The sequence below is a fragment of the Bradyrhizobium sp. Crot121 genome (assembly GCF_059512385.1).
Window position 1 is genome coordinate 23,376 of record NZ_JCAMOR010000018.1, and the last position, 23,878, is coordinate 47,253.

The following is a 23,878-nucleotide window of genomic DNA, read 5'->3' on the forward strand; positions in this document are numbered from 1 at the left end:
CAAGGCTCGATCCGCGACAATCTGTCCGGTGATGCAACGATGGTGGCAGTGCGCGCCAACGGTGCGCCGTTGCCATCATCGCGATGCGATGCAATGATCCTCGCAAACAACAAGTTTCGCGTAGCGAAACATCAGGGAGGAATCATGATCCGTCGTATGCTCGCGCTCGGCGTCACCCTACTCGTATCAGGACCTTCGCTCGCCGAAGACATCAAGCTGCCGCCGACGATGGGCGTGACCGCCTACGACACGGGAACCGCGGGGTTCAACATCGCGGTCGGTGTCGGCAAGATGATGAAGGACAAATACGGCACCGACCTCCGCGTGCTGCCGGCGGGCAATGACGTGGCGCGGCTGGCGCCGCTGCGCGCCAAGCGCGCGGTGATGTCGGCGATGGGGTCCGGCACCTATTTCGCGCAGGAAGGCGTGTTCGAGTTCGGCGCCAAGGAATGGGGGCCGCAGCCGCTGCAACTCCTGTTGTCCACGGTCGACTGCAATGCAGCCTCGCTCGGCGTCGCCGCCGATATCGGCGTCAAGGACATCAAGGATCTCAGGGGCAAGCGCGTCGGCTTCGTGGTCGGCTCGCCCGCGCTGAACCAGAACTCGCTCGCCATCCTCGCCTTCGGCGGTCTCAAGCAGTCCGACGTCAAGGCCGTCGAATTCGCAAGCTATGGCGCGATGTGGAAGGGCCTGATCAACAACGACACCGACGCTGCCTTCGGCACCACCATTACGGGGCCCGCAAAGGAAGCCGAGACCTCGCCGCGCGGATTGATCTGGCCGCCGCTTCCAGCTGACGACAAGGCCGGATGGGAACGGGTGCAGAAGGTCGGCTCGTTCTTCTTCCCGCATCGCGCGACCTGTGGCGCCGGCATCTCGCCAGAGAAGCCGCTCAACCTCGCAAACTACCCCTACCCGATCTTCGTCGCCTATGCATCCGTGCCCGCGGACCAGATTTACGCCATCACCAAGGCGATGATCGTCAACTACGATGCCTACAAGGATTCCGCGCCAGGCGCGAGCGGGCTTGCCGCCGATAGGCAGACCAAGAACTGGGTCGCGCCGGTGCATCCCGGCGCCGTGAGGGCGCTGAAGGAAGCGGGCCAATGGACCGACCAGCAGGAGGCCCACAACAACGCGCTGTTCAAGCGCCAGGACGTGCTCACCGCCGCCTGGACGGAATATGGCAAGTCCAATCCGCCCGCGGACGAGAAGGCGTTCCTGGAAGGCTGGATGAAGGCGCGCGCGGCAGCGCTTGCCAAGGCCAACATGTCGAACGGCTTTGAATAAAGCCACGAGCTTCCATTGCAAGCTAACGCCATTGTGGGGATCTCCTGATGTCAGCTTCTCCGCTCGATAGCGCCGTGGCCGCGCCGCCGAAGAGGATCGAGTTCGAAGATCCCCATGCCGGGGCGGGCAACATGCAGGAGGCCGAGGTCACGCGCGTGCGCAGCTTGCGCGGCGGCTGGCGTTGGGCGCTGGTGGTCGCGACCGCGGCCACCATCCTGCTCTGCATCAACCAGCAATTCTCGCTGCGCTTCCTGATCGGCTACACCCAGCTCAACACCGAATATTTCTATCTGCTGATCGCGCTGATGCTGCCGTTCACGTTCCTGATCTTTCCGGGAACGGGGAGCGCGCCGCTCGACCGGATTCCCTGGTACGACCTTCTCCTGTTCGTGCTGACGTTTGCTGCGGCGATCTGGCTGATGCTCAACATCCGCAAGGCCGCGCAGTACGGCTGGGAATCCGACGGCGCGCCGCGCAACGTCCTGATTGCAGGCGTCGTGATGTGGGCGATGCTGATGGAGGCCCTGCGCCGCACCGGCGGCTGGAGCCTCTTGCTCAGCGTGTTCCCCTTCACAGTCTATCCGCTGTTTGCCGAGGCCAAATGGCTCGGGCCGTTTCGTGGCTCCGAACTCACCTTCGACCAGGCCACCGCCTATCATGTGCTCTCGGGCGAGAGCCTGCTTGGGATTCCGATCCAGGCCTTTGCCGATACCGTGATCGGCTTCCTCGTGTTCGGCACCGCGCTGATGATGACGGGTGCCGGAAAATTCTTCATCAACATCGCCTTTGCGCTGTGCGGCACGTTCCGCGGCGGGGCGGCGAAGGTCTGCATCTTCGCGAGCGGACTGCTCGGCATGATGTCCGGCTCGATCATCTCCAACGTGCTCACTGCCGGCACCATGACCATCCCGGTGATGAAGCGCAGCGGCTTCCGCGCCTCCTATGCCGGCGCCATCGAGGCCTGCGCCTCGACCGGCGCGGTGCTGGCGCCGCCGGTGATGGGCGCCACCGCCTTCGTGATCGCGCAGTTCCTGAACATCAGCTACGCCGAGGTCGCGGTCGCCGCGATCATTCCCGCCGCGCTCTATTATATCGGCCTGTTCATGCAGGTGGACTCCTATGCGGCGCGTCATGGCCTGAGGGGCATTCCGCGGGCCGAGCTGCCGCGGGTGATCGATACCCTCAAGTCGGGCTGGTACTACGTGTTCGTCATCGCGCTGCTGATCGTGATGTTGCTCTACTTCAAGCGCGAGAGCCACGCCCCGTTCTACGCCACTGCGTTGCTCCTCGTGCTGAACCAGTTCTTCTCCAAGGAGACGCGCTGGACGCCAGCCACGATCGCAAAATTCCTCGAAGTCAATGGCCGCACCTTCGTGGAGCTGGTCGGCATCCTCGCCGGCTGCGGGCTTCTGATCGGCGCATTCTCGATGACCGGCGTGGTCTCGAGCCTCGCCAACGACCTGCTGACGCTTGCTGGCGACAACGCGTTTCTGCTGCTGGCGATGTGCGCTTTCACCAGCCTGATCCTGGGGCTCGGGTTGACCACCACGGCTTGCTACATCTTCCTCGCTATCCTGGTGGCGCCGGCGCTGGAGAAGCTCGGGCTCAACCGGATGGCGGTCCACATGTTCATCTTCTACTGGGGCATGCTGTCGTCGATCACCCCACCGGTCGCGATCGCTTCGTTCGCCGCAGCCGGCATCGCCGGATCGCCGGCGATGAAAACCGGGTGGGAATCGATGTGGGTCGGCAGCATCATCTATTTCATCCCGTTCTTCTTCGTGCTGAACCCGGCGCTGGTGCTGCAGGGACCTTCCCCCTATCTCGCCGGCCTCGGCCTGATGGCGCTTGCCGGTTTCGGCACGCTGTTCATCTGCGGCGGCATCCAGGGCTATCAGGCCTTTGTCGGCGACCTCAGCCGCGCGGGCGCGCTGGAGTGGCCGCTGCGGGTGCTGCTCGTGATCGGCGGCTTCGTGGTGGCGACACCCGGCGGCGGCATCAACCCGTTGTCGCAGATGCAGGTGACGCTGCTCGGGCTTAGCATCCTGGTGCCGACGGTCCTGATCGCGCTGCTGCTGGTCCGGCGGCAGGCGCTCATACCGAACCAGTTGCGCGCCCCCTGATTGCGTTGCACAACAGGAGGCGATGAAACCCGAGCCGCCTCCTTCCAGCGCCACCGCCTGGACCCGCTCAAGACCGCCTCTGCTGCGGTTCCTGCAGTCATGCCACGACGAGTTCGCCGCCGAGACCGGTGGCGCCGTCGCCGATTACATCCCCGAGCTCGGCAAGGCCGACCCTGCCCATTTCGGCATCAGCCTCGCCACCCTCGACGGTCACGTCTACGAGGTCGGCGACACCAAGGTGCCCTTCACCATCCAGTCGATGTCCAAACCCTTCGTGTTCGCGCTGGCGCTGGACACGCTGGGGGCGGCGCGGGTGGAAAGCGCGATCGGCGTCGAGCCGTCGGGCGATCCTTTCAACTCGATCCGGCTGAATGCGGAGAACCATCCCTTCAACCCGATGGTCAATGCCGGCGCCATCGCCTGCACCGGGCTGATCCATGAGGCCAAGGGCGATGCCGCCTTCGACTATATCCGGCAGGCGCTCGGCCGCTTCGCCGGGCGCGAGCTCGCGCTCGACGAGGCCGTCTATCTTTCCGAAAGCACGACCGGGGACCGCAATCGGGCGATCGGCTATCTCCTGCGCACCAATGCGGTGATCAAGGACGACGTCGCCTCCGTGCTGGATGTCTATTTCCGGCAATGCGCGGTGCTGGTGACCGCGCGCGATATCGCGATCATGGCGGCAACGCTTGCCAATCGCGGCATCAATCCGGTGACCGGCAAGCAGGTGATGACGCCGTATGCGATCTCGCGCACGCTCTCGGTGATGACCTCGTCGGGCATGTACGATTTCGCCGGCGAATGGATCTATCGCGTCGGCATCCCCGCCAAGAGCGGCGTCGGCGGCGGCATTCTGGCCGCGCTGCCCGCCCGACTCGGGCTCGGCAGCTATTCGCCCAAGCTCGACAAGCACGGCAACAGCGTGCGCGGCATCAAGGTCTGCGAGGCGCTGTCCTCGCATTACGACCTGCATATGCTCAACCGCAGCGACGATGCGCGCACCAGCATCATCGCCGACTACAATATCGGCAAGAGCCCGTCGCGGCGCGTCCGCCGCCCGCATGAGCGCGATATCCTCGCGGCCCATCACGAGGAGGTGCGGATCATCGAACTGGTCGGCACGCTGTCGCTTTCCGCGGTCGATTACGTGTCGCGGCGGATGGCCTCGGAGCGGCGGCCGCAATTCGTCGTGTTCGACCTGCACCGCGTCACCTCCACCACCCGTGCCGGCGCGCGGCTGGTCGCCGAGGCCTTCGAGGAACTGGCCGCGCTCGGCGTCACCGTGATCCTGTCCGGAATCAAACGCTCATCGACGGAATGGAAGACGCTGCGCGAGTGGACGGCCAAGCTCGGCAACATCAGGGACTTCTACCTGCTCGATACCGCAATCGAATGGGCGGAGGACCAGATCGTCTATCGCTATGGCGGCTCGATCGATTTCTTCGAGACCGCGGAATTGTCCGAGCAGCCGCTGCTGGCCGGATTGAGCGCGGAAGAGCTGACCGACCTCGCGTCGCTCGCTTCGACCCACACCTACCGCTCCGGCGAGAAGATCATCTCCGCCGGCGATCCCGCTGGCTCGCTGTTCTTCCTGCGCAGCGGTGTCGTGCACGTCACCCTGCCCGACGGCGTCCGCCTGGCGACGCTCACCGCCGGCATGGCGTTCGGCGAGATGGCGCTGATCGAGCCCATCCGTTCCGCCGACGTGCTGGCGGACCAGGCCGCGACCGCCTGGGAAATCCCGCTGCGCGACTTCGAACGGTTCCGCAAGCAGCACCCGCGCGCCGGCGAGCGGATCATGCGCAACCTCGCGCAACTGCTCGCCGACCGGCTGATCGTCGCAAACGCGAAGGTCGATCTGCTGACGGCGACGTAGAGTCCCTTCTCCCCGCGCGCGGGCCTTCCCAGTTCCCTCTCCCCGCTCTTCGCGGGGAGAGGGTTAGGGTGAGGGGCCGCTTCCGCGAAGATGGTGATAGCTTTATTCGCAGAAGCAGCCCCTCACCCGGATCGCATCTTCGATGCGATCCGGCCTCTCCCCGCGCGCGGGGCGAGGCGAAGAAGAGCGCGGCGGCAGCTCGATCAACCCACCACTTCCGTGACCGGCTGCAGGTCGATCTCGAACGTCTCGAGGAATTTCGAGGTCATGATGTAGAAGCCGACCGAGAGCTGCAATTCGACGAGCGCGGCTGGCGAGAGCTTCGAGGCGATCGCCTTGAAGGTGGCGTCCGTCGGTTTCTTCAGCTTGACGATCTCATCAGTGAAAGCGAGCGCGGCGCGCTGCACGTCGTTGAAGCAGGTGGCGGACTGCCAATTCTCCAACGCTTCGTTCTGTTCGTCGGTGACGCCGACATTCTTGCCGATCCGTTTATGCGCGACGATTTCGTAAGGAGCTTCGCACAGGATGCCGGTGCGGGTGATCGCAAGCTCGCGGACAACAGGATCAAGCTCGCCTCTGTGTCGGATCGCGCCACCGAGCCGGCAATATTGCTCAAAATAACTGGGCGAATGCGCCATCATGCGGAAGATGTTGGCGTTGCGATTCTTGTCGAGGATTTCACGGGTGCGATCGCTGGCTTTGGCGGGATCGCTGTATTCGATGCGGGCCATTCTTTTCCGTCTCGTTCTTTCTTCTCGATTTGCTTCGGTTCCGTTAAGTTTCAAAACACTATCCGCCGCTTGACGCAGGAGCAACACAGCCGAGTCAAAATGCCGCCGCAATGCTGACCGACCCTGCTACCGTCGATATTCGCCGAGTGGGGACTCAATCGGAGCGAATGTCCGACGCGGGGTGTTCCGAGAGTACCAATCTAAAAGGCCGTCGCTTGCGCGGATTCCGCGCCACGATGAGTCACGCCCAAGTCTAGGGAGACAGGCATGAAGGAAGCCACCAGGAGGGCGGCCTCGGAGGCGCTCGCGCAAATGCTGGCGGTGACGGCAATGGTCGTCATCGCCAGCATTGTGCTCTATTGGCGGTGACCGCGATCATCTAACCTTTTCAAAATACGGCACCACGCGGCCCGCGAACTGCGCAAACCGCGCGGTCACCTTGTCGCCGATCGCAAGATCATTCTCGCCGTGGGCCATCATGCGGAAACCTTCGGCGGTGTCGACCAGCACGATGTTGTAGGGCACATGCGCGCGTGTCTCGGGCGTCGCGGCGCGGCAGACCAGCGAGGTCGCGTAGACCGTCCCTATCCCGCTGGCGCGCTTTTCCTGCGGATCGGGCGCGCCGCAGGCGGCGCAAAAGCTGCGGCGGAAATATTGCACAGCGCCGCAAGCGGTGCAGGATTGGTAGACGATCGCTTCCGCGCCGCTGGTCCAGTCTGCAGGCTTGCCGCTCATCGCACCCGCTCCAGGAACATGCTGACATGCGAGGACAGCACGCCGCCATCGCCATGCAATAGCGCGATCGAGGCGTCGCGGACCTGATGGTTGCCGGCTCGCCCGGTCATCTGCAGATGCGTCTCGACCAGATGCGCCATCGCGCCGCCGACGCCGCAATGGCCGTAGCTCAGGAGACCGCCATGGGTGTTGAGCGGCATCTCGCCGTCCTGATTGAAGTAACCCGCACGCACGCGCGCGGCTGCCTCGCCGCGCTTGGCCAGGCCGAGATCTTCGAGCAGCATCGCAAGCGTGATGGTGAAGCTGTCGTAGACCGCGGCATAGCGCACATCGGAGATCGCAACGCTGGAGACCGCCTTGGCCTTGGCGATCGCGATCTCGGCGCCGAGTTCACTCAAAGCCGGCGCGGCGGTGACATGCTGATGCGTATGCGCCTGCGCACAGCCGCGGATGCGCACGCCGATGTCGCTGGTCCGCTCGCGGCTGATCACGAAAGCCGCGCCGCCGTCGGAGACCGGGCAGCAATCGAGCAGCTTCAGCGGTTTCGCTACCGGCTTTGAAGCCATCACGTCAGCGACCGTGATCGGGTCGTGGAATTGCGCGCCGGGATGGCTCAGCGCGTGCTTGCGCATCAGCACCGCGAATTCGGCAAGGTCTTCCTCGGTGACGCCGTATTCGTGCATGTAGCGCGAAGCAACGAGGCCGTAGTAGGCGGGGATGGTCGGACCCAGCGGCACTTCGTAATCGGGATGACCGACTTGGGCGAGCGCCTGGATCGAAGCGTCGCGGCTCTGGCCGGTCAGCCTGTTCTCGCCGCCGACCACAAGCACATGCTTCGCCACGCCGGCATCGACGAGATGATGCGCCAGCATGGTCATCGCGAGCCCGGTGGCGCCGCCGACCTGCACGGCATGGGCATAGGACGGGCGGATGCCGAAATGCTCGGCGAACACGGTCGCGAGCATGATATGCGGCGAGACTGTGGAATAGCCGCACAGGATGCCATCGATCTCCGATCGCCTCACGCCGGCGTCCGAAATTGCAAGCTCAGCCGCCTTGCTCATGAGATCGAGCGAGGATGAGCCTTCGTGCTTGCCGAACGAGGTGAGCCCGACGCCGGTGATGAAGCTCATGGTCGCTCTCCGTCATTCCGGGGCGCGTCGAAGACGCGAGCCCGGAATCCATCGCACCTCCTCGCATGCGGCCCGATGGATTCCGGGCTCGCCGCTTCGCGTCGCCCCGGAATGACAGGGTGAATCATCGCGGCCATCCTCAATACGACTTCGGCAGCCCGAGCACCTTCTCGGCGATGAAACTCAGGATGAGCTGCGGGCTGATCGGGGCGATGCGCGGGATCAGGGATTCCCGCAGGTAACGCTCGACATGATACTCCTTGGCATAGCCAAAGCCGCCATGGGTCATCACCGCCTGCTCGCAGGCACGGAAGCCGGCTTCGGCGGCGAGGAACTTCGCCGAATTGGCGGCGGGCCCGCAAGGCAGGCCCTGGTCGTAGTGCCATCCGGCCGACAGCACCATCAGCCACGCGGCCTCCAGCTCCATCCAGCATTTGGCGAGCGGATGCTGGATCGCCTGGTTCATGCCGATCGGGCGGTTGAACACGATGCGGCTCTTGGCATAGGCCTGCGCGCGCGACAGCGCGACCTTGCCCAGCCCGACCGCTTCGGCCGCGATCAGGATGCGCTCCGGATTCATGCCGTGCAGAATATATTCGAAGCCGCGGCCCTCCTCGCCGAGGCGATCCTCGATCGGAATCTCGAAATTCTCGAAGAACAATTCATTGGAATCGACGGGCTTGCGGCCCATCTTCTCGATCTCGTGCACGGTGACGCGCTTCTTGTCGAAATCGGTATAGAACAGGCTCAGGCCCTGCGTCGGCGTCCGCACTTCTTCCAGGGGCGTCGTGCGCGCCAGCAGCAGGATCTTGTTGGCGACCTGCGCGGTCGAGATCCAGACCTTCTGGCCGTTGACGATGTATTTGTCGCCCTTGCGCACCGCGCGGGTCTTGAGCTGGGTGGTGTTGAGCCCGGTGTTCGGCTCGGTCACCGCAAAGCAGGACTTGTCGCGGCCATCGATGATCGGCGGCAGCATGCGCTGGCATTGCTCCTTGGTGCCGAACACGACCACCGGATTGAGCCCGAACACGTTCATATGCACGGCTGACGCGCCCGACATGCCGGCGCCGGACTCCGAGATCGTGCGCATCATGATCGCAGCATCCGTGATGCCGAGCCCGGAGCCGCCATATTCCTCGGGGATGCAGATGCCGAGCCAGCCCGCCTCGGCCAGTGCACGGTGGAAGTCGGCGGGGTAGCCGCCCTCCTTGTCCTTCTTCAGCCAATAGGCGTCGTCAAAGCGCGCACAGATTTTTGCCACAGCATCGCGGATGGATTCCTGATTGGCCGAGAGCGCAAAATCCATCTGTCTCTGTCCTAGTTGTCGAGTGTCTTGGTGACGCCGTCCCGGAGCATGGCGGCGATCTCACTTGCGGAGAAACCAGCCTCCCGCAGGACCTCCACGCTGTGCTCGCCGAGCCGCGGCGCCAGCCGCTTCGGCTCGGCTGTCGTCTCCGACCAGCGCGCCGAGACCTTCATGCTGCGGATGCGACCTTCGGTCGGATGCTCGATGACCGGAAACACATCGGTTGCAACGATGTGCGGGTCCTGCAACAGGGTCTCAAGATCGTGCATCGGCATGACCGGCACGTCGGCCTTCTCGAGAATCTCGTTCCACTCCGCGGTGGTCTTGGTCTTGAGGATGCGCGCAAGCTCGGCGTAGACGCAATCGATATTGGCGGCGCGGCCGGCGAAGGTCGCAAATCGCGAATCCCCGCGCAGATCGTCGCGCCCGATCGCGGTGAAGAAATTGTCCCACTGCTTGTCGTTGTAGACGATCACGCAAATATAGCCGTCGCTCGTCTTGTAGGGACGCCGGTCCGGCGACAGGTGCCGCTTGTAGCCGCCGCGGTCGAGCGGCGGATCGTAGGTGAGGCCGCCCATATGATCGCCCATGACGAAGCCGGCCATGGTCTCGAACATCGGGATGTCGACGCGCTGTCCCTGCCCGGTCTTGTCGCGATGCACGAGGCTTGCGCAGATCGCGCCGACCGCGGTCAATCCCACGATGCGATCGACCAGCGCGTTCGGTACGTAGCGCGGCACGCCGTCCGAGGTCTGCGCCATCAGCGCCGGCAGCGCGGTCGCGCCCTGGATCAGGTCGTCATAGGCGGGCTTGGCGGCATACGGTCCGTCCTGGCCGAAACCGAACACACCTGCATAGATCAGCCGCGGATTGATCTTGGAGACGACGTCGTAGCCGAGCTGCAATCGCGCCATCGCCTGCGGGCGCACATTGTAGACGAGCACGTCAGCCTTGGCGATCAGGCGCAACACGGCCTCGCGGCCGGCCGGCTTCTTCAAGTCGAGGCAGATCGAGCGTTTGCTGCGGTTGGTGTTGAGGTACACCGGGCCCATGCCGGCATGGCGGGTCGGGCCGATCTGACGCGTGACGTCGCCGTCGGGCGATTCCACCTTGATGACATCGGCACCGTAGTCGCCGAGCGTCTGGGTCGCATACGGCCCCATCAACACGGTCGTCATGTCCACGACCTTGATGCCATCCAGCGGTCCCATAGCCTCGTCATCCTCTCAGAAAGGCAGCCAATCACGGCCGCGTTATCGCTTCCGGGGACCTAGTAACGGCAGGGCGTCCGCAAGATCAAGGCGCGCAGCGCGTATGGGCGTATGCGCGATGGGTAGCGGATTATCTTGTCGATCGCGCGTCGCGCTCCTTCATCAGCCGCTCGAGCTCGTCATTCTGCTGGCTGATGCGGTCCGCAATGCGCGCCTCGTTCTGCTCGCCGGATGCCGCAGCGGCCTGCTCGATAAGTTGCCTGATGTTGTCTTCAAGAATCGCGATACGGTCGTTGAGTTCGTCCAGCGACAACGAGCTTTCGTTACCCATGATACACGCTCCGAAGTCTGCGCCGCGGCATACCGCGGTGATCCCGTAGGATGGGTAGAGCGCAGCGAAACCCATCAATGACGACCCAGGGCGAAGATGGTGGGTTTCGCTGTGCTCTACCCACCCTACGGCTACCGCAGCCCGCTTCGCCTACAGCCTACTTCGCCGGCTCCAGCAGCGAAACGTAATTCGCAACCGCGGCGCCGCCCATGTTGAAGATGCCGGCGAGCTCGGGATTCTTCAACTGCATACCCTCGGGCGCCTGTCCCGTGAGCTGCATCGCGCTCATCACATGCATGGAGACGCCGGTGGCGCCGATCGGATGGCCCTTGGCCTTGAGCCCGCCGGACGGATTGATCGGCAGCTTGCCGTCCTTCAGCGTCCAGCCCTCCTTGATCGCACGGGCGCCCTGCCCGCGCGGCGTCAGGCCCATCGCTTCATACTCGATCAACTCGGCGACGGTGAAGCAGTCATGGGTCTCGACAAAGGAGAGATCGGACAGCCTGGCGCCGGCCTGCTCCAGCGCGCGCTGCCAGGCCACCGTGCAGCCCTCGAACTGCAGGATGTCGCGCTTGGACATCGGCAGGAAGTCCTGCGCATGGGCGGTGGCGCGGAAGTTCACCGCCTTGCCCATGGTCTTGGCGGTCTCCGCATCCGTCAGCACCAGCGCGGCGGCGCCATCCGACACCAGCGAGCAGTCGGTGCGCTTCAAGGGGCCGGCGACGAACGGGTTCTTGTCGCTCTCGGCGCGGCAGAACTCGAAGCCGAAATCCTTGCGCATCTGCGCGTAAGGGTTGGCGACGCCGTTCTTGTGGTTCTTGGCGGCGATCAGCGCCAGGGCATCGGACTGGTCGCCATATTTCTGGAAATAGGCCTGCGCGATCTTGCCGAACACGCCGGCAAAACCGCCAACGGTGTCGCCATCTTCCGGCAAATAGGACGCCTTCAACAGGTTGCGGCCGATCTCCGGCCCCGGCGTCCGCGTCATCTGCTCGACGCCGACCACCAGCACGAATTTAGCGCCGGTCTGGATGGCGCGGATTCCCTGGTGCACAGCGGCAGAACCGGTCGCGCAGGCGTTCTCGACGCGCGTGGCCGGCTTGAAACGGAACTGCGGATCGGCTTGCAGCACCAGCGAGGCCGTGAAATCCTGCGGCGAGAAGCCTGCGTTGAAATGTCCCAGCACGATCTCGTCAACGTCGCCGGCCGAAATGCCGGCATCGGTCAGCGCCTCGTGGGCGACGCGCACCACCAGGCTTTCAACCGTCTCCGCGTCGAATTTGCCGAAAGGCGTGTGGGCCCACCCCACGATGCTGGCTGTCATGGCCGTTCTCCCAAAAATGTTCCTGATCGCTTGTAGCTGATCCGTAACCGGACTTCACCCGGCTTTCAGCGATTTCAGGGTGCGGTCGCACATGGCGGTTATGCCGGCCCAATTGTTGGACCTGACCTCCGCGGGCGGGCAGAGCCAGGACCCACCGACCGCGACCACATTGGGCTCCGCCAGCCAGGTGGCGGCATTGGCTTCCCCGACGCCGCCGGTCGGGCAGAACCGCGCATTCGGGAACGGCCCGGCCAGCCCCCGAAGTGCTTTGATACCGCCTGACGATTCCGCAGGGAAGAATTTTGCGAGATCGAAGCCGTGCGCCAGCGCCTGCATCAATTCGGATGCGGTCGCGATCCCCGGCGCGAATGGCAGGCTGCTTGCCGCGGCCGCCGTCAGGAGCTCGGGCGTCGCGCCTGGGCTGATCCCAAATTTGGCGCCGAGCGACTCGGCGCGGGCCAGATCATCAGGGCTCAGGATCGTGCCGATGCCGACGATCGCGTCCGGCACCTCGGCCATGATCGCCTTTGCCGCCTCGATCGCGACCGGTGTCCGCAAAGTGACCTCAAGGGTGACCACCCCGCCGGCGACCAGGGCGCGCGCCAGCGGCACCGCATCCTCTCGCCGCTCGATGGTGAGGACGGGGATGACCTTGGCCTGGCTGAACAGCGTGACCAGCGTTTCCTGTTTGGCTGATGTCATTGCGAAACCCTGCGCGAACTCGGCGGCCGCGGCACTTTCTTCGGCGGCATGGCATAGCGCGGAATGATCGCGCCGGGATAGCACACCACGACGCCGGCCAGACGGTGGCCCGCGCGCGCGGCTTCCGGCGGCTCGGCGCCGGAAAGCCGGGCCGTAAGGTAGGCGGCCGCGAAACTATCGCCCGCGGCGGTGGTGTCGATAACCGGCTGGGTCACCGGCTCGGCCCTCACCTCCCGCGATCCGCCGGAAAAGCGCAGCACGCAGGCCGGCTCTGACAGCTTCAGCACCACTTCCGGGCTCGGAATGCCCGCGAGCAGCGCCTCGGTGCCCTCGCCCGGATAGAGCGGCAACAAATCCTCGGTCGAGGCGAGCACGATGTCGGCCGCCTCAAACGCCGCGCTATAGGCGCTGCGCGCCTCGGCCAGGTCGGGCCAGCCGCGGGCGCGGAAATTGGTATCGAACGCGAAGCGCGTGCCAAGCAGGCGCGCACGCTTCAAGGCCGTCATCAACCGCCCTCGCCCGTAATCGTCATAGATCGAGAGCGTGATAGCGGAGAGATAGACGAGGTCGTAGGTCGCGAGTGAATTGAGGAGATCCTCAGTCTCCGGCAAATGCATCAGCTTGCGCGCGGCCGAGTTCTCGCGCCAATGGAAGAATTTCCGTTCGCCCTTCTCATCCGTCTGGATCAGATAGAGGCCCGGCAATTTACCCGCGAGCCGGGCGACGCGCTTGGTGCCGACGCCCTCGGCCTTCCAGGTGGCGATCATCTCTTCGCTCAACGCATCGTCGCCGAGCGCCGTGATGTAGTCGACGTCGACGCCAAGGCGCGCGAGATAGACGGCGGTGTTGAGGGTGTCACCGCCGTAACCCCGGGAGTAGAGGCCGCCGTGGTGCCCGCTTTGGGCTCCGCCTTGCGCCTGCCTCAACTCGATCATGCATTCGCCGATAGAGGCTACCCGCGTCATGACCGCACTCCGAAGGGAAAGCTAGGCTGCAAACTTGCCGCCGAGCTCGTCCTCGATATGAATCCGGATGATGTCGTCGAAGGTCTTCTCGGCCGTGGTGAAGCCGAGCTTCAGCGCGCGGTCGGTGACGAAGTCGCGTGGCCAGCCGGAGACGATGCCGATGATGGTCGGATCCGGCACCCGCTTGATCCGCGCCGTGACGTTCTTGCCGGCGACGCGCTCGAGTGCTGCGATCTGCTCGCCGACAGTGGCGGAGAGCCCGGGCATGCTGAGGTTGCGGCGCGGGCCGATGGCATTGAGGTCCATGGTCCCGGCATGCACGAGGAAGCCGACCGCCGACCGCGGCGAGGCATGCCAATGCCGCACGTCCTCGGACACCGGCAGGATCGCCTCCTCGCCGGCGAGCGGCTCGCGCATGATGTTGGAGAAGAAGCCCGACGCCGCCTTGTTCGGCCGGCCCGGCCGGACGCAGATCGTCGGCAGGCGGATGCTGATGCCGTCGAACAGGCCCTTGCGGGTATAGTCGTTGATCAGAAGCTCGCAGATCGACTTTTGCGTGCCGTAGCTCGTCAGCGGCGTGTGGAAGAATTCATCGCCGATCTTTTCCGGGAACGGGGCGCCGAACACGGCGATCGAGGACGTGAACACCAGCCGCGGCTTGTAGCCGCCGCCGACCGCGCGGATGGCGTCGATCAGGTAGCGCGTGCCGTCGAGATTGATGCGGTAGCCCTTGTCGAAGTCAGCCTCCGCCTCGCCGGACACGATCGCGGCGAGATGGAAGATCACGTCGGGCCTCTCGGCGATCAATGGCGCCGCGGCGCCGGCATCGGCGAAGTCGGACGCCACAACCGTGACCGGGATCGAGGCGTTGGCCGGCCTTGCAGGCTCGACCACGTCCTGCAGGGTCATCCTGGTGATGTCCTGCTTGCCGAGGCGGCCGTCGCGCAGCAGTCGGTCGGTCAATTTGCGGCCGACCATGCCGGCGGCGCCGAGAATCAGAACGTGCAAGACCCAACTCCTTCGTGTTCTTCAGGGCTAGATGGGCGCCTGCGCTATTCCTTCACGGCTCCCGTCATGGCCGACACATAATGCTCGACGAAGAAGGCGTAAAGGATCACGAGCGGCAGCGAGCCGACCAGCGCGCCCGCCATCAGCGATCCCCATTTGTAGATGTCGCCGTCGACGAACTCGTTGACGATCGCGACCGGCACCGTCTTGTTCGGCGTCGATTGCAGGAAGGTCAGCGCATAGATGAACTCGTTCCAGCACAGCGTGAACGAGAAGATGAAGGCCGAGATCAGGCCGGGGATCGCCAGGGGCACGATGATCTTGACCAGGATCTGCCAGCGCGAGGCGCCGTCGATCAGCGCACATTCCTCGAGCTCATAGGGGATGGTCTTGAAGTACCCCATCAAGAGCCAGGTCGAGAACGGAATGAGCAGGGTCGGATAGACCAGGATCAGCGACAGCGGCGAGTCGAACAGGCCGTAGGCCTGGATCACCGAGGCCAGCGGGATGAACAGGATCGACGGCGGCACCAGATAGGCGAAGAAGATCAGGATGCCGACCGTGTCGGCGCCCTTGAACCGCAGCCGGGTGATCGCATAGGCCGCCAGCACGCTGGCCGCGATCGATAGGAAGGTGGCGCCGACAGCCACATACATCGTGTTCCAGAGCCAGCGCGGATACTGCGTCTCGAACAGCAGCTTGCTGATGTGCTTGAAGGTCGGATGGACAACCCAGAACGGGTTGAACTTCTCCATGTCGATCAACTGCTCGTCCGGTTTGATCGACGTCAGCACCATCCAGTAGAACGGGAACAGCAGCACCACGAGGATGATGAACAGCGGCAGATAGAGCGTGATCAGGCGACGCGGCAGCGACTCCAGATAGCTCATGCCCTCGGAGTCGTCGCTCGCGGCCGACGCCGGCGCTTTGGTTTGCAGGGCTGAATCAGTCATTGTTCGATCCTTGCTGCCACTTGCGGCGCTGCATGCCGAACCAGGAGATCGCGATCGCGGCGAGCAGGAACGGAATCATCGCGGTCGCAATCGCCGCGCCCTCGCCCAGCCGTCCGGAGATGATGCCGCGCTGATAGCTCAGCGTCGCCATCAGATGCGTCGCATTGACCGGCCCGCCGCGGGTCAGAGCCCAGATGAGCTGGAAGTCGGTGAAGGTGAACAGCACCGAGAACGTCATCACCACGGCGATGATCGGCGTCAGCAGCGGATAGGTGATGTAGCAGAAGCGCTGCCAGTTGGTGGCGCCATCGAGCGTCGCGGCCTCATAGAGCGAGGGCGACACCGTCTGCAGGCCGGCCAATAGCGTGATCGCCACGAACGGAACGCCGCGCCAGACATTGGCGAAGATGACGCTGGCGCGGGCCCAGGTGCTGTCGCCGAGGAAGTTGATGTTGTGTTCGATCAGGCCGAGCTTGATCAGCGACCAGGAGATGATCGAGAACTGGGCGTCATAGATCCACCAGAATGCGATCGCCGACAGCACCGTCGGCACGATGAAGGGAATCAGCACGATCGAGCGGATCATGGCCTTGAACGGCATGTGCCGGTTCAAGAGCAGCGCGAGGTAGAGGCCGATCGCGAATTTGATGACGCTGGCGATCAGCGTGTAGAGGATCGTGTTGAAGACCGACAGCCAGAAGATCGCGTCGTCCCACAGCCATAGATAGTTCTCCAGGCCGATGAAGACGCCGGCACGGCCGATGCGTTCGTCCGTGAAGCTCATCCAGATGCCGAGCCCCAGCGGATAGGCCAGGAACAGGATCAGGAAGGCCGCGGCCGGCAGCATGAACCACAGCGCCGCCCAGTTACGGCTGGCGCGCAGTCTTGACCAAAGTGACTGCTCGCCGGCAGCGGCAGCCTGTACCGGCATCGATGTCTGGACAGTGCTCATTCCGTCTCCAACTCCAAATCGAAGGCAACGCCCGGCCCGAGCCCCCACGGCCGAGCGTCGCCCCGATCACCTTCATATCCAAAGCCGGCGCGGCACTTCGCGCCGGCCGTTCGCTTAGCGGAAGATGCGCTTGGCCGCGCGTTCGGCCGAAGCCATCGCGGTCTTCGTATCCTCGCGTCCGGTGCAGTAGTTCGCGTACATGTCGACGAGCACGAAGTCGGCGATCGCAGCCGCCGCGTTCTCGCTCATCTGCGCCTCGCCGGCCGGCGTCGACGCGCTCTGCGCCACGCTGCGGTAAGGCGTCGTCTTCGGATCTGCGGTCCAGACCGGGTTCTTGTCGTAGCCGAGGAGGAAGTGGGACAGATAACCCTGCGCCGCTTCGATCCAGGGGTTGAACTGGTCCGGCTCCAGCATGAAGGCGGTGAACGCCTTGCAGGTCTGCGGATACTTCGAGAAAGTGAAGATCAGGATCGGGAACCCGAGATGAAGCTCGCGCGTCTTGCCGTCGATGCCGGGCGGCAGATGCGCATGGTTCATGTCCTCCGCGATCTGCGGATTCTCCTTCTTCGCCGTCACATAGATCGAGATGCCGTTCGTGGTGAGGTGAAGCTGGCCGGCGAGGAACGCCTTGTTGTTGGAGCTGTCGTTCCATGAGGCCGTGCCCGGCACGAAGTTCTCATAGAGGCCCTTGACGTACTCCAGCGACTTGGCGGTCTCGGGCGAGTTGATGACGACCTTGTTGTTCTTGTCGATCATCTTGCCGCCATGGGCCCACAGCGCCCAGTGCAGCCAGCCGTTGGCGTCGCCCGAGGCATGGCCCAGCGCCATACCGGCCGGCGTGCCGTTCTTGTTCATGCCCTTCACGAGGTCGGCAAAGCCGGCGAGATCCTTCGGGAACTCCTTGTGACCGGCCTTCTCGGCCGCGGCGACGCGGTAGTTGACGAGGCCGCCGGTGGCGGCAACGGGAATGCCGATCCATTTGCCGTTGAGCATGCCGTAGGCCTTGCCGGAGTCAGTCCAGCCGCCGCATTTCTGGCCGAGATAGTCGGCGACGTCGGTAACATCGACGCATTTGCTCGGGAACAGGAACGGCAGCGAGTAGAGACCCCAGACCATGTCGAGGCCCTGCCCGGTATTGGCGGCAACCGACGCCTTGGGCTGGATGTCATCGTAGGATTCGTTGGAGACGTTGATGGTGACGTTGTTGGCCTTCTGGAAGGCGTCGACGATCTTCATGAAGGCGACGTCTTCGGCTTCAACAAACCGCTTCCAGCGCAACAGGTTGATCTTGGCCCCCGGCTCCGGCTTCCACGGCGAAGTCTGCGCCCAGGCCTTCGCATAGCCCAGCAGTTCGTCGCCCGACATCGTCGCGGCGGCTGCCAGAAGGCCCGCACCGCCCTTGAGCAGCGAGCGGCGATCGGTCGTAAACTTATTCATTTCAAGTCTTCTCCCTTAATTTTATGGTCTTGCTTGGGCTTGTTAATCCGGCCGCCTAGAGCGCGATGACTTTTCTTCGAATTGTCATCCCGCTCTAGCTCTTTGTTCGAGCATGATCTTCTTCGGAAAACCGGTCTCCACTTTTCCGGATCATGCTCTAAAGACGGTGGCCGGTGTCCTTGTCGAACAGGTGAGCGGACGACGCGCGCGGCCGCAAATGAATCCTTTCGCCGGGCTTGACGTCGTGTCGCTCGCGGAACACCGCAATGATGTCCTGCTTGCCGATGCGCGCCACGATCTGGGTTTCCGAACCGGTGGGCTCGACGACGATGACTTCGGCCTCGATGCCGTCACTGGCGAGGTCGAGATGCTCGGGCCTGATGCCATAAACCACCGGCTTGCCGTCGGAAGCGGTCGGCGCGGTCGCCAGCGGCAACCGGGCGCCCTCCTCGGTCTCGACATAAACCTGACCGTTGGCTTTCAGATGCCCGTTGAGGAAGTTCATTGCGGGCGAGCCGATGAAGCCGGCGACGAACTGGTTGTCGGGCTTGTCATAGAGCTCGAGCGGCGATCCCATCTGCTCGACGATGCCGTCATGCATGACGACGATCTTGTCGGCCATCGTCATCGCCTCGATCTGGTCGTGGGTGACATAGACCGTCGTGGTCTTCAGCCGCTGGTGCAGTTCCTTGATCTCGGTGCGCATGGCGACGCGCAGCTTGGCGTCGAGATTGGACAGCGGCTCGTCGAACAGGAACACCTGGGGATCGCGGACGATCGCGCGCCCCATTGCGACGCGCTGGCGCTGACCACCCGACAATTGACGGGGGAAGCGCTCAAGGAGCGGCGTCAATGCGAGGATTTCGGCGGCCTTCTTGACCCGGGAGGTGATGTCCTGCTGGTTCGCATTCCGCAATTTCAACGAGAAGCCCATATTTTGGGCAACGGTCATATGCGGGTAGAGCGCGTAGTTCTGGAACACCATCGCGATGTCGCGCTCTTTCGGCTGCACGTTGTTCACGACGCGATTGCCGATCGAGATCGTCCCGGAGGTGATGTTCTCCAGTCCCGCCAGCATGCGCAGTAACGTCGACTTGCCGCAGCCGGAGGGGCCAACCAACACCACGAACGCGCCGTCCTCGATCGGAACAGTCACGCCGTGCAGGACTTCAAACCCACCGAACGACTTGCGCACGTCGCTAATCTGCACCGACGCCATTCAATTCCCTCCGATTCTAGCGGCGGTTAGGACCACAAAGGCCCCTGCCCACTCTTCAAGTTGAGCTGCCTCTTAGCAGAATTTTTTCGCCATGTCGTTGGATCAAAGTTGAATATCGCGGCGCTCAATCAATTGCGAACAGTCGGTCGACGTGCATAAAGTTGCGTCAATGAAACAAGGCTGAGTGCAGTGCAGCATGCCTTTTGCGCTCGGGGAGAAACAATGAACAAGCCCGTTACGCCAGTCACCAAACGCAAGCTCCGCTCCAGTGAATGGTTCAACAACCCGCACAATCCCGGCATGACCGCGCTCTATCTCGAGCGCTACCTTAATTATGGACTGACGCGGCAGGAACTGCAGTCCGGCAAACCGATCATCGGCATTGCGCAGACCGGCAACGATCTCTCGCCCTGCAATCGCCATCATCTTGAATTGGCGCATCGGGTGCGCGAAGGCATCCGCGAAGCCGGCGGTATCGCGATGGAGTTTCCGACCCATCCAATTCAGGAGACGGGGAAGCGGCCCACCGCCGCACTCGATCGCAATCTCGCCTATCTCGGCCTTGTCGAAGTTCTCTTCGGCTATCCGCTCGATGGCGTGGTGCTGACCACCGGCTGCGACAAGACCACACCCGCCTGCCTGATGGCGGCGGCGACCGTGAACCTGCCCGCGATCGTGCTGTCGGGCGGGCCGATGCTGAACGGCTGGCACAATGGCGTGCGCTCAGGTTCCGGCACCGTGGTCTGGAAGGCGCGCGAGCAACTCGCCGCCGGCGAGATCGATTATGAGGAGTTCATGAACGTCGTCGCCTCCTCGGCGCCGTCGGTCGGCCATTGCAACACGATGGGCACCGCCTCGACCATGAACTCGCTGGCCGAAGCGCTCGGCATGTCGCTGCCAGGATGCGCGGCGATTCCCGCGCCCTATCGCGAGCGCGGCCAGATCGCCTATGAGACCGGCAAGCGCATCGTCGAGATGGTCTGGGAGGACCTGAAGCCTTCCGACATCCTCACCCGCAAGGCGTTCGAGAACTGCATCGTGGTGAATTCGGCGATCGGCGGCTCGACCAACGCGCCGATCCACATCAACGCACTCGCCCGCCATGTCGGCGTCGAATTGTCGATCGACGACTGGCAGAAATATGGCCACGACGTGCCGCTGCTGGTGAACATGCAGCCGGCCGGCTTCTATCTCGGCGAGGAATATCACCGCGCAGGCGGCGTGCCTTCGGTGGTGCGCGAATTGATGACGCGCAAGCGCATCCATGAAGATGCGGTGACGGTCAACGGCCGCACCATGGGCGAGAACTGCAAGGATGCAGCCCGGCCCGATGCCGACGTGATCTGGACCTACGACAAGCCGCTGGTGAAGGACGCAGGCTTCCTGGTACTGCGCGGCAATCTCTTCGATTCCGCGATCATGAAGACCAGCGTGATCTCCAAGGAGTTCCGCGACCGCTATCTGGTCAACCCGAAGGACCCGAACGCCTTCGAGGGTCGCGCCATCGTGTTCGAGGGGCCGGAGGATTACCACAAGCGGATCGAGGATCCCTCGCTCGAGATCGACGAGCACTGCATGCTGTTCATCCGCGGCGTCGGTCCGATCGGCTATCCCGGCGGTGCCGAAGTCGTGAACATGCAGCCGCCGGCGGCGCTGATCAAACGCGGCATCCTGTCCCTGCCGTGCATCGGCGACGGACGCCAGTCCGGCACCTCGGGCTCGCCGTCGATCCTCAACGCCTCGCCGGAAGCGGCCGCCGATGGCGGGCTGGCGATCCTGAAGACCGGCGACCGGGTGCGCATCGACCTGAACAAAGGCACCGCCAACATCCTGATCTCGGATGACGAGGTGAAGAAGCGGCATGCCGAATTGAAGGCGAATGGCGGCTTCCGCTATCCGGCGAACCAGACGCCGTGGCAGGAACTCTATCGCGCCACCGTCGGCCAGCAGGCCACCGGCGCCTGCCTCGAACTCGCCACCCGCTATCACGACATCGCCGGCAAGGTCGGGGTGGCCAGGGATAATCACTAGGTCGGCGTCATTCCGGGGCGTCGCGAAGCGGCGAACCCGGAATCCATTGCGCCACAAACGCGAGCGGACAAATGGATTCCGGGCTCACGCTTCGCGTGCCCCGGAATGACGGGCAGAATGAAGGGAGACAACATGTCAGACCGCCTGAAGGGCAAGCGCGCATTCGTCACCGCAGCGGCCGTGGGCATCGGCCGCGCTTGCGCGGTGGCCTTTGCGCGCGAGGGCGCCACCGTGTTCGCCACCGATATCGACGAGGAGAAGCTTGCGCTGCTCAAGCGGGAGGGCGTCACCGAGGTGGCGCGGCTGGACGTGCGCGACACCACTGCGGTCGCGGCGATGGCCAAGCGCGTCGGCAAGACTGACATCCTGCTCAATGCCGCCGGCTTCGTCCATCACGGCACGGTGCTCGATTGCTCCGATGAGGACTGGGATTTCTCCTTCGATCTCAATGTGAAGTCGATGCACCGCACGATCCGTGCCTTCCTGCCGGGCATGCTGGACGCGGGCGGTGGCGCGATCGTGAACATCGCCTCCGCCGCCGGCGTGTTCAAGGCCGCGCCGAACCGTTACGCCTACGGAGCGACCAAAGCGGCGGTGGCCGCCCTCACCCGCTCGGTCGCGGCCGACTTCATCTCCAAAGGCATCCGCTGCAACTGCATCTGCCCCGGCACGGTCGAGACGCCCTCGATGCTACAGCGCGCCGCCGCCGCAGGCCCGCAAGGGCGCGACATGTTCATCGCCCGCCAGCCGATGGGCCGGCTCGGCACCGCCGAGGAGATCGCCGCACTCGCCGTCTATCTCGCCAGCGACGAGAGCGCGTTCACCACCGGCGTCGCGCATGCCATCGACGGCGGCTGGACACTCTAATTTCAAGGAAGCACACCATGAACGAATACGATCTCACCGGCCGCGTTGCGGTTGTCACCGGCGGCGCGCAGGGATTTGGGCGCGCAATCACCGATCGCTTTGTCGCCTCCGGCGCCAAAGTCGCGATCTGGGATCATGACATCGCGCTGGCGGAGAAGACCGCGAAGGAGATCGGCCCGGAGGTGGCCGCCTTCAAGGTCGACGTTACCGATCCCGCCGGCGTCGAGAAAGCGCGCGACGAAGTGCTGAAAGCGTTCGGCAAGATCGACATCCTCGTCAACAATGCCGGTATCGCCGGCATCAACAAGACCGTGTGGGAGACTGACCTCGAGGAATGGCGCAAGGTATTGCGCATCAACCTCGACGGCCCCTTCATCTGCTGCAAGGCGATCGTGCCGGCGATGCTCAAGCAGGGCTACGGCCGCATCGTCAACATCGCCTCCATTGCCGGCAAGGAAGGCAATCCGAACGCGGCGCATTATTCGTCGTCGAAGGCCGGCCTGATCGCGCTGACGAAATCGCTCGGCAAGGAACTCGCGCAACACGATATCCTCGTCAACGCGGTAACGCCGGCGGCGGCGCGTACCGCGATCTTCGACCAGATGACGCAGCAGCATATCGATTTCATGCTGTCGAAGATTCCGAAGGGCCGCTTCGTGCTGGTGGAAGAACTCGCCGCGCTGGTCGCCTGGCTGGCGTCGGAGGATTGCGCCTTCTCCACCGGCGCTGTGTTCGACATCTCGGGCGGCCGCGCGACCTACTAATTAAATCGGTTGGCGGAGCTCCGCGACCAGATGGTCGGCCAACAGTAACGCCGCGCGCGACAGGTTCGCGGCGCGATGCAGCCTGATCTCGGCGCGCGGCAGCGGCGGCATGCCGTCGCGATCCGACAGGCGCCGGAGCCGCGGCGGAAAGGTCCCGGCCTTGACCACGGTCACGGCCAATCCCTGCACCGCGATCGCCTCGACCGCCGCGAGGCTGTGGCTGACGAAGGCGAGCCGCCACGGCCGCTTCGCAGCGTCAAGCGCCTGCATCGCCCAACTCCGGAACAGGCAGCCCTGCGGGTAAAGCGCCACCGGAAGCGGATCAAGCTCCTCGACGCGATGCTCCGGGCTCGCCGCCCACACCGCCTGCTCGCACCGCAGGAGTTCGCCTTCGCCGCGTCCTTCCGGGAGCATGGCGATGACGAGGTCGTAGGCCTCTCCGAGCCGGTCGGTCATGGACGAAGTCAGCCCCGTCTCCATCTCGATATGGATCAGCGGATAATTGGCGACGAAGCTGGCGAGCAGCGGCGGGACCAGTAGCGTGCCGTAGTCGTCCATCACGCCGAGGCGGACGCGCCCCTCTACCTTGTGCTCCCGGACGCGGCCCATCGCCTCCTCGTTCAGGCTGAGGATGCGGCGCGCATAGCCGAGCAGGCCTTCGCCGGCCGCGCTGAGGTCAACATTGGCTTTGGTGCGATGAAACAGCTCCGCCTGCAGCCGCTCTTCCAGCCGCTTCACCTGCATGCTGACCGCCGATTGCGTCCGGTTCAGCGCCACGGCCGCGCGGGTGAAGGAACGATGGTCCGCCACCGCAACGAATGCCTTCAGGAGGTCCGGATCCATGCTCATAACGAACCGTGATTTTATCCATAAGATAAATTTGATTTCTTGATTATCGCGTGTCCCCTACCGTCGGCAAG

General features: G+C 64.0%; 21 protein-coding genes. 6 read left to right on the forward strand and 15 right to left on the reverse strand.

What is annotated here, in order from left to right:
• The first annotated feature begins 144 nt into the window (after positions 1 to 144).
• From AC5ZGW_RS17700 to glsA, 3 genes are read left to right on the forward strand one after another with little or no spacing between them, the layout of a single operon-like run.
• Entirely contained in the window at positions 145 to 1,290 is a 1,146-nt protein-coding gene (locus tag AC5ZGW_RS17700; RefSeq protein WP_130228319.1) for a TAXI family TRAP transporter solute-binding subunit, read from the forward strand.
• Positions 1,291 to 1,337: 47 nt separating this feature from the next.
• The gene (locus AC5ZGW_RS17705) at positions 1,338 to 3,413 is read left to right on the forward strand and encodes a TRAP transporter permease (RefSeq protein ID WP_130228318.1); all 2,076 of its coding nucleotides are present in this window, start codon (positions 1,338 to 1,340) and stop codon (positions 3,411 to 3,413) included.
• A 22-nt stretch (positions 3,414 to 3,435) separates the two neighbouring features.
• Positions 3,436 to 5,289, forward strand: a complete 1,854-nt coding sequence (gene glsA, locus AC5ZGW_RS17710; RefSeq protein WP_130228317.1) for a glutaminase A — start codon at positions 3,436 to 3,438, stop codon at positions 5,287 to 5,289.
• Between the two features lie 203 nt (positions 5,290 to 5,492).
• On the opposite strand, the gene AC5ZGW_RS17715 is transcribed toward glsA, so the two are convergent.
• The 14 genes from AC5ZGW_RS17715 to AC5ZGW_RS17780 all read right to left on the reverse strand — a co-directional run bounded on the left by AC5ZGW_RS17715 (position 5,493) and on the right by AC5ZGW_RS17780 (position 19,296).
• The gene (locus tag AC5ZGW_RS17715; protein ID WP_130231079.1) at positions 5,493 to 6,020 is read right to left on the reverse strand and encodes a carboxymuconolactone decarboxylase family protein; all 528 of its coding nucleotides are present in this window, start codon (positions 6,018 to 6,020) and stop codon (positions 5,493 to 5,495) included.
• A 375-nt stretch (positions 6,021 to 6,395) separates the two neighbouring features.
• Positions 6,396 to 6,755 (reverse strand): Zn-ribbon domain-containing OB-fold protein, encoded by a 360-nt coding sequence (locus AC5ZGW_RS17720; RefSeq protein WP_130231081.1) that lies wholly within the window; start codon positions 6,753 to 6,755, stop codon positions 6,396 to 6,398.
• The gene (locus AC5ZGW_RS17725; protein ID WP_130231083.1) at positions 6,752 to 7,888 is read right to left on the reverse strand and encodes a thiolase family protein; all 1,137 of its coding nucleotides are present in this window, start codon (positions 7,886 to 7,888) and stop codon (positions 6,752 to 6,754) included. The genes AC5ZGW_RS17720 and AC5ZGW_RS17725 overlap by 4 nt, the downstream gene beginning before the upstream one ends.
• Positions 7,889 to 8,027: 139 nt before the next feature.
• Complete coding sequence (locus AC5ZGW_RS17730) at positions 8,028 to 9,194, reverse strand: acyl-CoA dehydrogenase family protein (protein ID WP_130231085.1); 1,167 nt, start codon at positions 9,192 to 9,194, stop codon at positions 8,028 to 8,030.
• An 11-nt stretch (positions 9,195 to 9,205) separates the two neighbouring features.
• On the reverse strand, positions 9,206 to 10,405 hold the full coding sequence (locus AC5ZGW_RS17735; protein WP_028164610.1) for a CaiB/BaiF CoA transferase family protein: 1,200 nt from the start codon (positions 10,403 to 10,405) through the stop codon (positions 9,206 to 9,208).
• Between the two features lie 130 nt (positions 10,406 to 10,535).
• Positions 10,536 to 10,736: a hypothetical protein gene (locus AC5ZGW_RS17740; protein WP_027579670.1), complete on the reverse strand. Its 201-nt coding sequence runs from the start codon at positions 10,734 to 10,736 to the stop codon at positions 10,536 to 10,538.
• A 157-nt stretch (positions 10,737 to 10,893) separates the two neighbouring features.
• Positions 10,894 to 12,060 carry an acetyl-CoA acetyltransferase gene (locus AC5ZGW_RS17745; RefSeq protein WP_130231087.1) on the reverse strand — a complete coding sequence of 389 codons (1,167 nt, stop codon included), beginning with the start codon at positions 12,058 to 12,060 and terminating at the stop codon, positions 10,894 to 10,896.
• A 54-nt stretch (positions 12,061 to 12,114) separates the two neighbouring features.
• A complete protein-coding gene (eda, locus tag AC5ZGW_RS17750; RefSeq protein ID WP_130231089.1) occupies positions 12,115 to 12,762 on the reverse strand; it encodes a bifunctional 4-hydroxy-2-oxoglutarate aldolase/2-dehydro-3-deoxy-phosphogluconate aldolase in 648 nt (215 codons plus the stop codon).
• Positions 12,759 to 13,727, reverse strand: coding sequence for a sugar kinase (locus AC5ZGW_RS17755; protein ID WP_463328256.1), 969 nt, complete (start codon positions 13,725 to 13,727; stop codon positions 12,759 to 12,761). Before AC5ZGW_RS17755 ends, eda begins: the two co-directional genes overlap by 4 nt.
• Before the next feature lie 21 nt (positions 13,728 to 13,748).
• A complete protein-coding gene (denD, locus tag AC5ZGW_RS17760; RefSeq protein ID WP_130227804.1) occupies positions 13,749 to 14,735 on the reverse strand; it encodes a D-erythronate dehydrogenase in 987 nt (328 codons plus the stop codon).
• Between the two features lie 44 nt (positions 14,736 to 14,779).
• Positions 14,780 to 15,688 (reverse strand): carbohydrate ABC transporter permease, encoded by a 909-nt coding sequence (locus tag AC5ZGW_RS17765; protein WP_130227803.1) that lies wholly within the window; start codon positions 15,686 to 15,688, stop codon positions 14,780 to 14,782.
• Positions 15,681 to 16,640: a carbohydrate ABC transporter permease gene (locus AC5ZGW_RS17770; RefSeq protein WP_130227802.1), complete on the reverse strand. Its 960-nt coding sequence runs from the start codon at positions 16,638 to 16,640 to the stop codon at positions 15,681 to 15,683. Before AC5ZGW_RS17770 ends, AC5ZGW_RS17765 begins: the two co-directional genes overlap by 8 nt.
• A gap of 114 nt (positions 16,641 to 16,754) precedes the next feature.
• A complete protein-coding gene (locus AC5ZGW_RS17775) occupies positions 16,755 to 18,077 on the reverse strand; it encodes an ABC transporter substrate-binding protein (protein ID WP_028164603.1) in 1,323 nt (440 codons plus the stop codon).
• Positions 18,078 to 18,234: 157 nt separating this feature from the next.
• Positions 18,235 to 19,296 (reverse strand): ABC transporter ATP-binding protein, encoded by a 1,062-nt coding sequence (locus AC5ZGW_RS17780; RefSeq protein ID WP_028164602.1) that lies wholly within the window; start codon positions 19,294 to 19,296, stop codon positions 18,235 to 18,237.
• Positions 19,297 to 19,518: 222 nt separating this feature from the next.
• Here AC5ZGW_RS17780 and AC5ZGW_RS17785 point away from each other — a divergent pair, with 222 nt between their 5' ends.
• The 3 genes from AC5ZGW_RS17785 (at position 19,519) to AC5ZGW_RS17795 (ending at position 22,958) form a co-directional block, all read left to right on the forward strand.
• Positions 19,519 to 21,327, forward strand: coding sequence for an IlvD/Edd family dehydratase (locus AC5ZGW_RS17785; RefSeq protein ID WP_130227801.1), 1,809 nt, complete (start codon positions 19,519 to 19,521; stop codon positions 21,325 to 21,327).
• A 132-nt stretch (positions 21,328 to 21,459) separates the two neighbouring features.
• Positions 21,460 to 22,194, forward strand: coding sequence for an SDR family oxidoreductase (locus AC5ZGW_RS17790; RefSeq protein WP_130227800.1), 735 nt, complete (start codon positions 21,460 to 21,462; stop codon positions 22,192 to 22,194).
• Between the two features lie 17 nt (positions 22,195 to 22,211).
• Entirely contained in the window at positions 22,212 to 22,958 is a 747-nt protein-coding gene (locus tag AC5ZGW_RS17795) for an SDR family NAD(P)-dependent oxidoreductase (protein WP_130227799.1), read from the forward strand.
• On the opposite strand, the gene AC5ZGW_RS17800 is transcribed toward AC5ZGW_RS17795, so the two are convergent.
• Complete coding sequence (locus tag AC5ZGW_RS17800) at positions 22,959 to 23,801, reverse strand: LysR substrate-binding domain-containing protein (protein WP_463328253.1); 843 nt, start codon at positions 23,799 to 23,801, stop codon at positions 22,959 to 22,961.
• Positions 23,802 to 23,878: the final 77 nt, after the last annotated feature.

Bases quoted from the DNA above. Each gene is read 5' to 3' on its own strand.
- AC5ZGW_RS17720 (WP_130231081.1), bottom strand. From the start codon at position 6,755: ATGAGCGGCAAGCCTGCAGACTGGACCAGCGGCGCGGAAGCGATCGTC.
- AC5ZGW_RS17745 (WP_130231087.1), bottom strand. From the start codon at position 12,060: ATGACAGCCAGCATCGTGGGGTGGGCCCACACGCCTTTCGGCAAATTC.
- AC5ZGW_RS17765 (WP_130227803.1), bottom strand. From the start codon at position 15,688: ATGACTGATTCAGCCCTGCAAACCAAAGCGCCGGCGTCGGCCGCGAGC.
- eda (WP_130231089.1), bottom strand. From the start codon at position 12,762: ATGACATCAGCCAAACAGGAAACGCTGGTCACGCTGTTCAGCCAGGCC.
- AC5ZGW_RS17715 (WP_130231079.1), bottom strand. From the start codon at position 6,020: ATGGCCCGCATCGAATACAGCGATCCCGCCAAAGCCAGCGATCGCACC.
- AC5ZGW_RS17790 (WP_130227800.1), top strand. From the start codon at position 21,460: ATGTCAGACCGCCTGAAGGGCAAGCGCGCATTCGTCACCGCAGCGGCC.
- AC5ZGW_RS17725 (WP_130231083.1), bottom strand. From the start codon at position 7,888: ATGAGCTTCATCACCGGCGTCGGGCTCACCTCGTTCGGCAAGCACGAA.
- AC5ZGW_RS17735 (WP_028164610.1), bottom strand. From the start codon at position 10,405: ATGGGACCGCTGGATGGCATCAAGGTCGTGGACATGACGACCGTGTTG.
- AC5ZGW_RS17755 (WP_463328256.1), bottom strand. From the start codon at position 13,727: ATGACGCGGGTAGCCTCTATCGGCGAATGCATGATCGAGTTGAGGCAG.
- AC5ZGW_RS17700 (WP_130228319.1), top strand. From the start codon at position 145: ATGATCCGTCGTATGCTCGCGCTCGGCGTCACCCTACTCGTATCAGGA.
- AC5ZGW_RS17780 (WP_028164602.1), bottom strand. From the start codon at position 19,296: ATGGCGTCGGTGCAGATTAGCGACGTGCGCAAGTCGTTCGGTGGGTTT.
- AC5ZGW_RS17795 (WP_130227799.1), top strand. From the start codon at position 22,212: ATGAACGAATACGATCTCACCGGCCGCGTTGCGGTTGTCACCGGCGGC.
- glsA (WP_130228317.1), top strand. From the start codon at position 3,436: ATGAAACCCGAGCCGCCTCCTTCCAGCGCCACCGCCTGGACCCGCTCA.
- AC5ZGW_RS17770 (WP_130227802.1), bottom strand. From the start codon at position 16,640: ATGAGCACTGTCCAGACATCGATGCCGGTACAGGCTGCCGCTGCCGGC.
- AC5ZGW_RS17730 (WP_130231085.1), bottom strand. From the start codon at position 9,194: ATGGATTTTGCGCTCTCGGCCAATCAGGAATCCATCCGCGATGCTGTG.
- AC5ZGW_RS17775 (WP_028164603.1), bottom strand. From the start codon at position 18,077: ATGAATAAGTTTACGACCGATCGCCGCTCGCTGCTCAAGGGCGGTGCG.
- AC5ZGW_RS17705 (WP_130228318.1), top strand. From the start codon at position 1,338: ATGTCAGCTTCTCCGCTCGATAGCGCCGTGGCCGCGCCGCCGAAGAGG.
- AC5ZGW_RS17785 (WP_130227801.1), top strand. From the start codon at position 19,519: ATGAACAAGCCCGTTACGCCAGTCACCAAACGCAAGCTCCGCTCCAGT.
- AC5ZGW_RS17800 (WP_463328253.1), bottom strand. From the start codon at position 23,801: ATGGATCCGGACCTCCTGAAGGCATTCGTTGCGGTGGCGGACCATCGT.
- AC5ZGW_RS17740 (WP_027579670.1), bottom strand. From the start codon at position 10,736: ATGGGTAACGAAAGCTCGTTGTCGCTGGACGAACTCAACGACCGTATC.